Source organism: Sphingomonas sp. LaA6.9, from assembly GCF_022601895.1.
In the GTDB taxonomy this organism is placed as follows: domain Bacteria; phylum Pseudomonadota; class Alphaproteobacteria; order Sphingomonadales; family Sphingomonadaceae; genus Sphingobium_A.
Genome location: NZ_JAKVIO010000009.1, coordinates 86852 through 100047, shown reverse-complemented (window position 1 = coordinate 100047; position 13196 = coordinate 86852). Strand labels below are relative to the sequence as shown.

At 65.3% G+C, this 13196-nt stretch carries 13 protein-coding genes, 1 tRNA gene and 1 pseudogene; 5 read left to right on the top strand and 10 right to left on the bottom strand.

Features of this window, described 5'->3' with window-relative positions:
- Positions 1-370 precede the first annotated feature (370 nt).
- Positions 371-697 (top strand): hypothetical protein, encoded by a 327-nt coding sequence (locus MKI88_RS07115; protein WP_241630277.1) that lies wholly within the window; start codon positions 371-373, stop codon positions 695-697.
- Here the strand turns inward: MKI88_RS07115 and MKI88_RS07110 are convergent.
- Positions 667-855, bottom strand: coding sequence for a hypothetical protein (locus tag MKI88_RS07110; RefSeq protein WP_241630276.1), 189 nt, complete (start codon positions 853-855; stop codon positions 667-669). The genes MKI88_RS07115 and MKI88_RS07110 overlap by 31 nt on opposite strands.
- A 659-nt stretch (positions 856-1514) precedes the next feature.
- Positions 1515-2159, bottom strand: coding sequence for a glutathione S-transferase family protein (locus MKI88_RS07105; protein WP_348636243.1), 645 nt, complete (start codon positions 2157-2159; stop codon positions 1515-1517).
- Positions 2160-2287: 128 nt separating this feature from the next.
- Between MKI88_RS07105 and MKI88_RS07100 the strand changes: the two genes are divergently transcribed.
- Both MKI88_RS07100 and MKI88_RS07095 read left to right on the top strand, forming a co-directional pair.
- Positions 2288-3145 (top strand): RimK family alpha-L-glutamate ligase, encoded by an 858-nt coding sequence (locus MKI88_RS07100; protein WP_241630275.1) that lies wholly within the window; start codon positions 2288-2290, stop codon positions 3143-3145.
- A gap of 73 nt (positions 3146-3218) precedes the next feature.
- Entirely contained in the window at positions 3219-6146 is a 2928-nt protein-coding gene (locus tag MKI88_RS07095; protein ID WP_241630273.1) for a DUF2339 domain-containing protein, read from the top strand.
- Here MKI88_RS07095 and MKI88_RS07090 read toward each other — a convergent pair.
- Complete coding sequence (locus MKI88_RS07090; RefSeq protein ID WP_348636241.1) at positions 6143-6355, bottom strand: DUF6456 domain-containing protein; 213 nt, start codon at positions 6353-6355, stop codon at positions 6143-6145. The two genes, MKI88_RS07095 and MKI88_RS07090, sit on opposite strands and share 4 nt — an antisense overlap.
- Positions 6356-6456: 101 nt before the next feature.
- Here MKI88_RS07090 and MKI88_RS07085 point away from each other — a divergent pair, with 101 nt between their 5' ends.
- Together MKI88_RS07085 and MKI88_RS07080 are read left to right on the top strand one after the other, a co-directional pair.
- Positions 6457-7020 carry a helix-turn-helix domain-containing protein gene (locus tag MKI88_RS07085; RefSeq protein ID WP_241630271.1) on the top strand — a complete coding sequence of 188 codons (564 nt, stop codon included), beginning with the start codon at positions 6457-6459 and terminating at the stop codon, positions 7018-7020.
- 253 nt (positions 7021-7273) lie between these two features.
- On the top strand, positions 7274-7777 hold the full coding sequence (locus MKI88_RS07080) for a cation transporting ATPase C-terminal domain-containing protein (protein WP_241630269.1): 504 nt from the start codon (positions 7274-7276) through the stop codon (positions 7775-7777).
- A gap of 513 nt (positions 7778-8290) precedes the next feature.
- Here MKI88_RS07080 and MKI88_RS07075 read toward each other — a convergent pair.
- The 7 genes and pseudogenes from MKI88_RS07075 to MKI88_RS07045 form a co-directional block, all read right to left on the bottom strand.
- Positions 8291-8366: transfer RNA gene (locus MKI88_RS07075), tRNA-Val, on the bottom strand.
- 99 nt (positions 8367-8465) lie between these two features.
- Positions 8466-8585, bottom strand: a pseudogene (locus tag MKI88_RS07070) (winged helix DNA-binding protein); the annotation flags it as partial.
- Between the two features lie 118 nt (positions 8586-8703).
- The gene (locus tag MKI88_RS07065; RefSeq protein WP_241630267.1) at positions 8704-10173 is read right to left on the bottom strand and encodes an NAD(P)(+) transhydrogenase (Re/Si-specific) subunit beta; all 1470 of its coding nucleotides are present in this window, start codon (positions 10171-10173) and stop codon (positions 8704-8706) included.
- Between the two features lie 14 nt (positions 10174-10187).
- Entirely contained in the window at positions 10188-10475 is a 288-nt protein-coding gene (locus MKI88_RS07060; RefSeq protein WP_241630265.1) for an NAD(P) transhydrogenase subunit alpha, read from the bottom strand.
- 84 nt (positions 10476-10559) lie between these two features.
- Positions 10560-11705: a sensor histidine kinase gene (locus MKI88_RS07055; RefSeq protein ID WP_241630262.1), complete on the bottom strand. Its 1146-nt coding sequence runs from the start codon at positions 11703-11705 to the stop codon at positions 10560-10562.
- Positions 11706-11755: 50 nt separating this feature from the next.
- On the bottom strand, positions 11756-12892 hold the full coding sequence (locus MKI88_RS07050) for an NAD(P) transhydrogenase subunit alpha (RefSeq protein WP_241630260.1): 1137 nt from the start codon (positions 12890-12892) through the stop codon (positions 11756-11758).
- A 9-nt stretch (positions 12893-12901) separates the two neighbouring features.
- Entirely contained in the window at positions 12902-13027 is a 126-nt protein-coding gene (locus MKI88_RS07045) for an aa3-type cytochrome c oxidase subunit IV (RefSeq protein ID WP_241630259.1), read from the bottom strand.
- Positions 13028-13196: the final 169 nt, after the last annotated feature.

Sequence of the window (13196 nt, the reverse complement as noted above, 5' to 3'; positions counted from 1 at the left end):
ACCTCCTTGTGCGCCTGCACCTCCTTGTGCGTCTGCCGCGCACAGAGCAGCGGGAATGCGCGCCGTGGAATAGCAGAAAGGGTCGTCGACACATCTTCCGCCAGATTCTGCTCGATTACAATGTGATAGTGGCTCGCAAATGAGGGCGCGGGCGCCCCCGCGCCCGACCGCGGTTCGCGCCACTCGCCGAATCTGTGGAAGTGATCACAACGGCTTCGCCGCTGATCGGGAGTTGCGACGCGCGCAGCCCGGCGACGGCGCATGGACCGGCGGAATTGCGCCACTCTTTGCCTTCAACATAAAGAGACTTCCCTTTTCCGTGGCCATGTATCACCCTCCATATAGTCAAGTTCTGGGATTGGAATTCGCCATGATTTCAATAGCGCTTGTCACGATGCTCTTGGCCGCTGCGAACCCGAGCGATCCGCCGCGCAAGGCCTATCTTCAGTGCCTCGATCAGTTCATGCGCAAGAGCCTCGATGAAAGGATGAAGCCCGACGATTTCGAGAAGGCGATGGGTCCGGCCTGCGCCGAAAAGGAGGGCGTGCTCAAGAAGGTTGCGATCGACTACGACGTGAAGGACGGCGTGCCGCGAAAGGATGCCGAACAGTATATAATCGAGGAAATCGGCGACTTTCAGTCGAATATCCGCATCATGTACCGCGACTATTTCGACAGCAACAGCAAGCCTGGCTGAAGCCGCGCCAAGGGGCCGGGGGACGTCTCGATCGCACCCACGCGATATTCGATCATCCATTGCCCGTCGCGCTGGCCGTCACGCATGATCCGGCTGCGGAGAAGGCGATGCTCGCCATCGTCAGGCGCATTTTCGATCGCCTCCTTGGCCATCGCCACCAGGCGGCGCAGCCGCGCCCGGGGGCCAGCCCGCCATTGGTCGACGCAGCCAGCGCCTCGCGGCCCTTGAGCGCGCGAGGAGCGCCGCCTCGACCGCTCGCTGCGCGCTCGTCGCGATCCAGCGCAGTCGCGTATCGGCGAACAGCCAGCCGCGCAGCCCCGGTGCGGGGAGGTCTACGCCCACCATTCTCGTCCGGGACGGCCAGATCGGGACACGCCCGCATCACGGCTTAAGCCAAACGTTGCCAGCCTTCGTCCAGCGCCGCATCCCAGTTTGCGCGTACGTCGCAGCAACGTCGCCTGAGCTTGCCCGCGCTCGCTTTGGACATAGCGGCCGCATCTGCAGAAGCATTCACATTGACGGCCAGCGCCAGAAAGCGCTTGCGCCGCGTCGGGATCCACCCCTCATGACGCACAGCGCGCCGCTGGCGTCGTCCGGCATCGGGGCTGCAGCTACGCGCCCTGATCAGCGATGATGCTTCACCGACGATCCCGCTCCGCTCAAAACGAAACGGGCCGGACAAGCATCCCGTGTCATTGGGAGCTCCCGGCCCGTCTCCAGTCCCGATCTCCGGGACCCGACTCATAAATCTTCTGCTGCTACTTACGTGCCAGATAAGCGCGATGATGTCAAGACAACTTTGCCGATTTGGTTATATTCACGCGGCCTGCACAAAGGCCCGCTCCTTCGTGAGCCACACCGCAAAGCTCGGGCGCGCGAGGATCGCTTCCACATAAGCCGCCGTTCTGGGCCAGCGTGACTTGTCGATTGCGACGCCGATATGGTCCAGATTGGCAACGGGGCTCGCGACCGAAATATCGGCCAGCGTCAGCCGGTCGTCGACGAGATAGCCCGAGTCCGGGATCGTCTTTTCCAGATAATCGAGGATGGGGGGCAGTTCGTCGCGCTCGGCTGCGTCCGCCACCGCCAGGTCGCCTTCGCGCCCAAGCACCTTGGGGGCCACAAACCGGTTGAAGAACATCTTGGCGCCGCATCCCATCAGGATCGTGTCGGCGAACTCCTCGAACCAGATCGTGCGCGCGCGCGATCTGGGCTCCGCGGGGATCAGCGAAGGCTCGGGATATTTGGCCTCGAGATAGGTGATGATCGCGGTTGAATCGCAGATCCTGAAATCGCCGTCGCTGAACGCGGGCATCTTGCGGAACGGGCTCGCGGCCTCGAATTCCGGGCCGCCGCGCCCCATGCCGGCCATCTCAAGCTCGAGCGGCAGCCCCTTTTCCGCGGCATAGGCCAAAACCTTGCGGACATAGGGCGACATCGAAGAACCGTAGAGCTTCATCATTCCTCTCCTGCGACTCAATTGCGTTGCAATTTGATACTTATATCCGTTCACCCTGAGCGCCAAGCCGAAAGGCGTCCGGTCCCGAGTCCCCCATTGCGGAGTATGATTGTCCCGCCTAATCCGCGCCCATGACCCGTTCGCCACGCATCTGCATTCTTGTCCCCGATCCCGCGGATCCCCAGTTCGGCGCGCACTGGCATCCCCAGGCCGATCTGCTCGAGGCGCCGCTCGCCGCGGTGGGCCTGTCGGTCGACTTCCGCCCCTGGACCGCGCCGGGCGATCTTGCGGGTCATGACCTCGTCCTGCCACTGCTCGTCTGGGGCTATCATGCGCGCCCGGCCGACTGGAGCGCCTTTGTCGACGGCGCCGCCGGATTGCGGCTCGCCAATCCGCCCGCGATCCTTCGCCGCAATACCGACAAGCGCTACCTGCTCGATCTCGCCGCACGCGGCGTACCCGTCGTGCCCACAATGGTCTTCGAACGCCTCGGACAGGCCGATATCGCGGATGCCGCCGCACGCTTCGGCACCCCCAATCTCGTCGTCAAGCCGCCCATATCGGCGGGCGCGCACGGCACCTGGCGCCTCGAAGGCGCTCCCGCCCCCGCCGCTGCACTGGACCGCGCCATGCTCGTCCAGCCGATGATGCCCGCGATCGCGCAAGAGGGCGAATGGTCGCTGTTCTACTTTGGTGGCCGCTACAGCCATGCGATCCTCAAGACCGTCGCGGCCGGGGATTTCCGCGTTCAAGTCCAGCATGGCGGCGATGCCAACGCCGCAACGCCCCCCGCCGCGGCATGCGTCGCTGCCGAAGCCGTGCTCGCCGCAATCGCCGACCCGCTGCTCTATGCGCGCATCGACCTCATTTCCGACGGCGCGGGCAATTATCTGCTCATGGAAGCCGAACTCATCGAACCCCAGCTCTTCCTCGAGCACGCACCCGATGGCGGCAGACTCTTTGCCGAGGCCGTACGCGCCGCCGCCTGAAGGTTCGGCGCGACAAACCCCGCAAATCATGCAACATTGCCCGGATCAGGGGTAACGGGCGGAAGCGGGGCACATGCTTATTCTTGCGATTGCGGCCGTGGTGTTCGCGGTCCTGCTCTCGCGCGCGTTCGATCGCATCAGGACGCTCGAGCGCACCGTCGCCGAGCTTGAGGCGCGCGATTACGCGGCATCGGTCGTGCCCGTTCTCGATGAACAGCCCGCCGCGCCCCAACCCGCCGCGCCCCAACCCGTCATGGCCCATCAGGTACCGCGGACCGTTGCCCGCGTCGTCAACGCCCCGCCGCCCGAGCCCGAAGCTGCGCCCGAGCCCCCCATAGCCGCCGAGCCTGAATCCATCATCCTTGCACCGCGGGTGGAACAGCCCCGCGCAACCCCGCTCAACCTCGCGGCAACCTTCGAAAATCTTGTCGGCGGCAAGCTGCCGATCTGGATCGGCGGGGCTGCACTCATCCTGTCGGCCTTTTTCCTCGTACGCTATTCGATCGAAAGCGGGTTGCTCGGTCCCGGCGTGCGATCGGTGCTTGGCGCGGTCTTCGGGCTCCTGCTTCTCGGCGCGAGCGAGATCAGCCGACGCTACCCCGCCACGCGCGACGATCCGCGTATCGGCCAGGCGCTCGCGGGCGCGGGCATCGCGACGCTCTATGGCACGCTCTACATGGCGGCCGAGCTTTACGGCCTGCTCGGAACGGTCTCCGCACTCGTGCTCATGGTCGCGATCACCGTCTCGGCACTCGGGCTGTCGCTGCGCCACGGCCCGCCGACTGCGATCATGGGGCTGGTGGGCGGCTTCGCAGCGCCGCTCGTGACCGGGCTCGACGCCGCCAATGTCGCGCCGCTGCTCGTTTACCTCGCCCTGTTCACCGCCGGACTGTTCGCGCTCGCGATCCATCGCGGCTGGTTGTGGCTCGCGCTTTCGGCCACGGGCGGGGGCTTTGCGTGGCCGCTTGCGCTGATGGCGCTCGCCGAGCGCACTGAACTGCAATGGGTCGGACTGTTCGTGCTCACGCTCGCCTTCACCGCGACGCTTGCCCTGCCCCGTGCGGGCACGTCGAGCCCGCTGCTCCGCCTCGCGCCGCTCGTCACCGGCCTCGTCCAGCTGGTCCTGCTCGCGCCCCAGCTCGAATTCTCGCCGCTCGCCTGGGGGCTCTACGCGCTGCTCGCCGCCGCCGCGCTCTGGCTCGGCTGGCGCGACTACCGTGTGAGTGCAGGCGCGGGCGCCGCGCTCGCGCTTGTGCTCGTCCTCCTCGCGATCGCACTCATGGGCGGCGATGACCGCAACGCGCCGCTCGCGGCACTTTTGTTCACGCTGATGTTCGGCGGCGTTGGCCAGTTTCTGCTCCGCCGCACGCCCGATGCACACATTTGGACGGGCATTGCGCTCGGCGGTGCCGCCGCACCACTGCTGCTCACCAACGGGCTTGAGCCGGATCTGTTGCGCCCGATCGGCTGGGCCGCCCTTGCGACCATTGCCGCAGGCGCCGCGGGCTGGGTCAGCTGGCGCTGGCGCGATCGTGCAGCGCCCGAGAGCCGTTTCGATCCCGGCCTGACCGGCGGCGCGGCCGTCGCGGCCCTCCTGCTCGCGGTCGGGCTGTCGCAGCCGCTGCCCTCGCTCTGGAGCGCGCCGCTGCTTCTGGCGATCGCGGCCGCGCTAGCCTTCTGGGCGCGGCGCACCGGCGATGCCTCGCTCGCCAATCTCAGCCTGCTCCCGTTGCCATTCGCGGCCGGGCTCTGGATCAACGACACCGAGCCGCTTGTCACCTATGGCGAAAGCGTCCTCGCTGCCGGTCCGATCCCGCCGGTCGACGAAATCGGGGCGCTCGCGCTCGTCCCCGCTGCCCTGCTGGCACTGCACAGCTGGCTGATCAGCGCGCATGCCGCACGCCCGATCCTCCACTGGGCAGCCTGGCTCCTCGCGCTGTCGATCCCGCTCGCGCTCGTTCCCGCGCCCTGGCACGCCCCGCTGCTGGCGTTGATCGCCGTCGCCGCGATTCTGAGCGCTTCGCGTCCGATACTGCCGCGCCTCGGCGAAGCCGCTCCGCTCGCAGCGACCCTCGTCGCGATGCTGCCCCAGCTCTTTCCGATGGCGTTGTTGCTCGCGGCCTCGCTCGCCGGCGACCCCACGCCCTATACCCGGCTTCCCTCGCTGATCACGCTGCTGCGCGAGGTCGGGCTTCCCGCGACCATCCTCGGCGCGCTCCTGTGGGGACGCACCGACGCGATCGCCGCGAAGCTGCGCATGCCAGTCGCGCTCTGCGTCGCCGTCACGCTCACCGTGACGCTCTATGCGCTCCTCAAGCAGCCGCTCGCCATCGCCACCGAAGCGCGTTTCGTGGCGTTCGGCCTGTTCGAACGCACGGCACTAACCCAGATGCTCTTCGCGGGCGGGCTGATCGCGCTGTGGCGTTTCCCCCGGTTGCGCGCGCCGGGCCTTGCTCTCATCGCGCTCGCCGCCTTCCGCCTTGCATGGTTCGACCTGCTGGTGCTCAATCCAGCCGCAGTCGCCCAGTCGGTCGGCGCGATTCCGCTGCTCAATCTGGCGACGCTGCATCCCGCGCTTGCCGCCTTCTGGTTCTGGCTCGCCGCTCGCCTCGGCGCGCCGCAGCGCCCCTTCCGCAGCGCTGCTATTGCATTGGCGATCATCGCGGTGCTGGGCGCGATCCGTCAGCTCGTGCATGGCCCGATCCTCACCGCGGCCGAAATCACCACGACCGAGAATTATCTCTATTCGGCAGGGCTGCTGGGCCTTTCGCTGATCTGGCTGTGGCGCGGCATCGCCAGGAGCGTGCACGACCTCCGCATCGCGGGGCTTGCGCTGCTCACCGCTGTCACGCTCAAAGTCTTCCTCGTCGACGCATCCGCGCTGCAAGGCCTGCTGCGTATCCTCTCCTTCATGGGGCTGGGCGTGGCGCTGATCGGGATCGGCTGGGCCTATGGCCGGTTCCTGAGCGGCACGCGCGCGGCCGCAGTGCCTGTTGACTAGCGCAAGCCGTAGTCATCGGCGAGCCGGTCGAGCGCGAGCGACAGTATAAGCTTGCCCGTGCGCATGGGCCACCCAAGCGCCTTTTCCGCGTTCGCGCACGCCACGCGCCACAGCACGTCGCTGAGGCCCGGCCCCACCGCCACGATCGCCGCATCAGACCGTTGCTTGGCCGCGCGCTGAGGCGGAAGCGTGAACCAGGCTCTTTTCAAAAAGTTGAGACCTTGATTTGAGTCGGCCCTCTTGCCGCGAAGGCGATTATGTAGGACAGAAAGAAACCTTATCGGTTAGTTCTATTTTTGAGGAAGCGTCGATGATCACTGCCATTCGCGAAGTGCGCCGCGCCAGGAAGCTCACGCTCGAGGATGTCGCCCGGCGCTGCACCCCTCCGACCACCGCGCAGACGATCGGGCGGCTGGAAACGGGCACGCGCACCGTCTCGGTCGGATGGCTCAACCGGATTGCCGATGCGCTTGGCGTCACTGCCGCCGATCTCGTCAGACTGCCCGACCGCGCCGACCTCCCCGTCGCCGCGCTGCTCGAGGCGGACGGCGTGCATGCGCCGCGCCACCCCACTATCGTCACGCCACCGCAGCCCGCACCTGAGCTCGTCGCGATCATCGTGCGCGCCAGCGTGGGCGACTATCGTTCGGGCGACGAGATCTGGTGTGCACGGCTCGCGCCCGATCGCTTCAGCGAGGCGCTCAACCGCGACATCTTGCTGCCACGTCCCGCCGGCCGTTTCCTTTTCGGTCGCCTGATCGGGCGCGAGGGCGACAAGCTCCATATCCTGCCGCTGGGCGCCAGCGCCCGTCAGCAGGTGATCAGCGATCCGCCTTGGGCCGCCGTAGCGGTCCGGCTGGTGCGCACGCTTTAGGACTTGGGGAAGATGCGGATCCGGCCGCTGTTGTGGCAAGACAACGCTGCCTCAGAAAAATGACGGAAATCAGCATATTGTTCTCTTGCAGCCACAGTCTCGCCGCGCGCTCGTGAGACCGCAATCTCGCGTTGATTTCTAGAAAACTGATCGGCTTCCGGGAGAGGCGATGACGCTGCTGCGCTGATAGCCCACCCCAACGGTTTCGCACGCACGATCAGGCAGCTCCCGGTCGGCAAGGAGCTTCAATGAGGTGAGCGAGCAATTGAGTATCTCGCTCGCTGTTGCCGCTGACATGGTCTCTCTGTCCCGCGCTTCGGCCTCGAAGCTTCGCCTGCCCGCAACGGGCAGCTTCTTCACCGGTTTCGAGTGGCTCACGATCATGCTCACCGGCGCCGGTATCGCGGTTGCGATCCTCGCCGTCTTCGTCGTTGCCGTGGATGGCGGGGAACCCCCTGAACACGCGCGTGCGATGGCCCTCGTGACGCTCGTCGTCTCGCTGGCGATCCTGCTGCTCGCGCTGAGTCGAGGCGCAATTCCGGCGGCGCGGATAGGCGCACTCTGCGCCTTCGCCTCTGTGCTCGCCTTCACCCAGGTCGACGCGTTGGCGGCCCTACTGCACTCGCACCCGCTGCCGGCGCGTGATTGGCTGGTCGCCGTCATAGCAGGCCTGATCCCCGCGCTGGGCGCCATGCTTATGCACTGGAGGCTTGGTCACGAGGCGGGTGGACCTCTCACGAGGTCGAACCACGCTTAGGATGACCGTCGTCAACGCCCAGGTCGGCTCGTGCAGGCTTCGCTCAGGAGCCGTCATTCTGCGTCCGGTCCAATCGCGATCACCGCGCGACGCATGAAAGACTGGCAAGTATAGTACATGACATGAGGCGCACCGAACGGCGGAGATTGCGGCGCTTGCTGGCATAGTTCCATCGGTTGCAGAAGCGCCGTCTCTCGGCCTTCTCGCGCCCGAAACCGGGCCAGTCGGTTCTCGGTCCATCCTCCGACTGGATATCGGCCGCGATTGTATCGGCGCGTCAATCAACGCGCGCTGCCAGGTCGCCCGATGATGATGGAAAGCTGTCGGGTCTCGTCTCCGAAGGCGACTTCTTTCGGCCCGGCGCGCCGGGTAGCCGCGTGGCCGAGCTTCTCGAAGCGGATGCTTCGACCAGATCCAAAGTGTTAGCTTCGATGCGGGTCGGCGAGATCTGTGCCGAATGTCCTGACGACGGACAGAGGCACTTTTAAATTGGTACAACACCCGAAGAAGATATGGTGGGCGCTGACGGGCTCGAACCGCCGACCCTCTCGGTGTAAACGAGATGCTCTACCAACTGAGCTAAGCGCCCCTGTCGATCAATGATCGTCCGGGAAGCGGCCCATGCCACTTCGCGCGCGCTTCGGCAAGATCAGATCGCCATCCCGCCGATCTGACGCAGCGCGCCGAACTAAACCGTCATCCCCGCCGCGGCGCCTTGGGATAAGGCGATGAACACGCGCCGACCATCGCCGGGGTCGGCGGTGCGGACAAGCAGGCCATGGTCGGTCAGCGTCCGAATCCAGCGCAGCCCGTTTCTCCATTTCGGATAGATCTCTTGGCGCCTCCTCAATGCAAGACGAAACGCAAACGCCCCGGTCGGCAATTCCTGCCGACCGGGGCGCCTGAACCGCTAAATCGCGCGATTGCTACAGAGACTTCACGATATCCTCGACCATCTTCTTGGCGTCGGCGAGGAGCATCATGGTGTTGTCCATGTAGAACACCTCGTTGTCGACGCCGGCATAGCCGACACCGCCCATCGAGCGCTTCACGAACAGCACGGTCTTGGCCTTTTCGACGTCGAGCACGGGCATGCCGTAGATCGGCGAGGTCTTGTCGGTCTTGGCCGCAGGGTTGGTGACGTCGTTGGCGCCGATCACGAAGGCGACATCGCACTGCGCGAACTCGGAGTTGATGTCCTCCAGCTCGAACACCTCGTCATAGGGCACGCTGGCTTCGGCCAGCAGCACGTTCATGTGCCCGGGCATGCGGCCCGCGACGGGGTGGATGGCGTATTTCACCTTCACGCCCTCTTCCTTCAGGATGTCGCCCATCTCGCGCAGCGCGTGCTGCGCCTGCGCCACCGCCATGCCGTAACCGGGCACGATGATGACGCTCTCGGCCTGCTTCATCAGGAACGCCGCGTCCTCGGCCGAGCCGCGCTTCCACGGCCTGTCGGTGGCAGCACCGCCGCCTGTGATCGCCGCCTCGGCGCCGAAGCCGCCCGCGATCACGGAAATGAAGCTCCGGTTCATCGCGCGGCACATGATGTAGGACAGGATCGCACCAGACGAGCCCACCAGCGCCCCGGTGATGATCATCGCGGTGTTGGAGAGCGTGAAGCCCATCGCAGCTGCAGCCCAGCCCGAATAGGAGTTGAGCATCGAGACGACCACGGGCATGTCCGCGCCGCCGATCGGGATGATCAGTAGAAAGCCGATCAGGAACGAGAGCGCGGTGACGGTCCAGAACACCCAGGGGCTCTGGTCGGTCACGAAATAGCCGATCAGCCCGAGGATCGCGGCGAGCGTGCCGAGATTGATGAAGTGGCGCAGCGGAAGCATGATCGGCTTGCCCGACATGTTGCCGTTCAGTTTCAGGAACGCGATGACCGATCCCGAGAAGGTGATCGCACCGATCGCGATGCCCAGCCCCATCTCGACGCGGCTGACCGCGAAGATCTGGCCTGCAGCATCGACGATGTGGAAGGCGTCGGGGTTCTGGTAGGCGGCGGCGGCGACGAGCACCGCGGCCATACCGACCAGCGAGTGGAAGGCCGCGACGAGCTGCGGCATCGCGGTCATCGCGATCTTGCGCGCGATGACGAAGCCGATCGCGCCGCCGATTGCCACGGCTGCGAGAATTTCCCCCAATACAGCCCAATCAAGCGTTGACGTGTCATAAGCCGGCACGCCCGGCGTCGGAAACACGTTGAGGCTTGGAACATGCGTGACGAGCGTGGTCACGACCGCGAGCGTCATGCCGATCATGCCGAAGCGGTTGCCGCGACGGCTGCTCTCGGGGCTGGACAAGCCCCTCAGCGCGAGGATGAAACAGACGCCTGCGATCAGATAGGCGAGCGCAACCCAGGGGTTGACGGGAGTGGCTTCATGCATGGTCGTTTACCCCCTCAACCCTTCTTTTCTTTTTTCTTGTACATCGCGAGCATCCGCGCGGTGACCGCGAAGCCTCCGAAGATGTTGACGCTCGCGAGCGCGACGCCGATCAGCCCCAGCCATTTGGCGCTGGCCGAACCCGCGGCAGCAGACGCGATCAGCGCGCCCACGATGATCACCGACGAAATCGCATTGGTCACCGCCATCAGCGGCGTATGCAGCGCGGGCGTCACCGACCACACCACATAATAGCCGACGAAACACGCCAGCACGAAAATCGACAGGATGGATATGAAGTCCATGATTAACCCCTGTTATCGCACCGCTTCACGCGGTGAATTCTGCGCGCGCACGATTGCGCGCGTGTAAACGACTGAACCCAACGCCTATCGCTGCATCGCCAGATCCTCTCGCGCAGCGGCCCCGGGGTCTTGCGCCGGCGCCAGTGCGTTGAACGGGATCCGGATGGTGGCGCGAAAGCCGCCCTCCTGCTCCCTGGTCTCCAGCACGCCGCGATCGCCGAACAACATGTGCAGTCTGGCGCGCGTATTGTTCAGCCCGATACCGTGTCCGGCCGTCACTACGCCCCGTCCGGTCGCCACCGCGCCCGGCTGTTCCGCGCGATTCTCGACGACAAGCATCAGGTCGCGCGCGTCCCGCCGCGCGGACAGCCGCAGCGATACCGGCCCGGTCACCGCCTCGACGCCATATTTTAGTGCATTCTCGACCAGCGGCTGAAGGATGAAGTTGGGAACCGCAGCGTCACGCACCTCGTCCGCCGCGTCGACCTCAACGTGAAGCCTGCTGCCGAACCGCATCGCCTCGACGTCGATATAGGATTCGATCGTGGCCAGCTCGTTGCGCAGCCGCACCTCGTCGCCCTCGACATCCATGACGCCGCGCAGGAAGTCAGCAAGCTGCTCGGCCATGCGATTTGCCTCCGCATGCCGGCCTTCGAGGATCAGGCTCGAAACCGTGTTGAGCGAATTGCACATGAAATGCGGATTGAGCTGCATTCTGAGCATATTGATCTGCGCCTGCAACGCGCTGATCTGGGCATGCGCGAGCTCGGCCTCGCTATCGCGCAGCCGTCGCGACGTCGCCGAAATCCAGAACAACACGATGTTGCATGCGCTCAACGCCCAATAGATGACGGTCGTCAGCGCGACCGCCTGGGGCGACGTATCGGGCATGCGATGCTCTGCGAAGATCGCGTGGAGCAGATATTGCCCCGCATAGTCTCCGATCATCTGGAGAATCGCGGTTACCGACAGCCCGACCAGCCCCATGGGAATCGCGAACCACAGCGGCCGCCCCGACACGATATGCGTGAGGCCATAGAGCAGCGTGGCGAAGAGAAGCGCGGTAATTGCGCCTGTGATGAGCGAAAGGAACTCACCCACGCTCGTTACCTGACCGGCGATCAGCACCGCGGGCGCGATCACGCACACCACGGCGGTCCACAGGACAAGCGAAAGCTGGATCGCCTCGCGCCTCGACGGCGCCGCAAGGTTCAGCCTGCGCTCAAGCATCGGTGCTCACCATCACACAACGCCTCCCCGTGGAAATGCCCGCCTTCCGGCTAGGCGCCTGCCTCCAGCAGCCGTGCATTCACGACCTTGCCGCCCTGCGTCAGCCGGATCGCCTGCGTGATCTCGTCATCGTCGGGCAGCACCGGACGCCCCGCTTCCTTGTCCCAGAAGGCGCTGAGGAAGTTGAAGAGATTGCGCGAGAACAGCGCCGAGGTATCCGCCGCAAGCCGGCTCGGCACATTCTTGTGCCCGACGATCTTCACGCCATGCTTCTCGACGATCTCGCCCGCGACCGCGCCCTCGACATTGCCCCCCTGCTCGACCGCGAGGTCGACGATCACCGAACCCGGCTTCATCGACGCGATCTGCGCGTCCGAGATCAGCCGTGGCGCTGCACGTCCGGGGATCAGCGCGGTGGTGATGACGATGTCCTGCTTGGCGATGTGCGACGACACCAGCTCGGCCTGCGCCGCCTTGTATTCGTCGGACATTTCGGTGGCATAGCCGCCGGTGCCCTCGCCCTCGATGCCCTTGACGCTCTCGACGAAGATCGCCTTGGCGCCGAGGCTCTCGATCTGCTCCTTGGTCGCCGCGCGCACGTCGCTCGCGGACACCTGCGCGCCGAGGCGTCGCGCGGTTGCGATCGCCTGGAGGCCCGCCACGCCCACGCCCATGATGAAAACACGTGCTGCGGACACCGTGCCCGCCGCGGTCATCATCATCGGGAAGGCCTTGCCATATTCGCCCGCCGCATCGAGCACCGCCTTGTAGCCGGCAAGGTTCGACTGCGAAGAAAGAATGTCCATCGACTGCGCGCGCGTGATGCGCGGCATGAACTCCATCGCCAGCGCCTCGACGCCCAGCTTCGCATATTCGTCGACACGCGCGCGTTCGCCGAAGGGGTTGAGGCCCGCGACGATCCACGCGCCGGGCTTCACGCCTTTCAGGCTCTTGGGATCGGGGCCCTGAACGCCGAGCAGGATGTCGGCGTCCTTGAGCACGGCTGCGCGTGTGCCGAGTTCGGCGCCCGATTCCGCATAGGCCTGGTCCGCGATCGTGGCGCCTGTTCCGGCACCTTTCTCGACCGCGACCGTGGCTCCCAGTCCAATGAACTTCTTGACGGTTTCCGGCGTAGCGGAAACCCGGCGCTCACCTTCGGCGCCCTCCCCAAGCACCGCGATCTTCATGCGCGGCGATCAGTTCGCGATGACGAAGATGACGATGGCGGCGAGGATGATGCTCGCGGCCGTGCCCACCTTCAACAGCGTCAGGAACCCGTGATAGGTCTGATCGTGCATCTGCATATCGCCATTGTCGGCCATTTTATTCCCCTGAAACTGTTCGGTCGTCGCATTTGCGAACGTCGCCATGCCTTAGACAGCAATTTCCCTGTCCTCAACCCTGCATATGGAAAGGGTCCGGCGCAGTTTTGCTTGGGCCCGCCTTAAGCCTGTGTTTACCCAGAATCGTTTACCTCGTCCCCTAACGGGA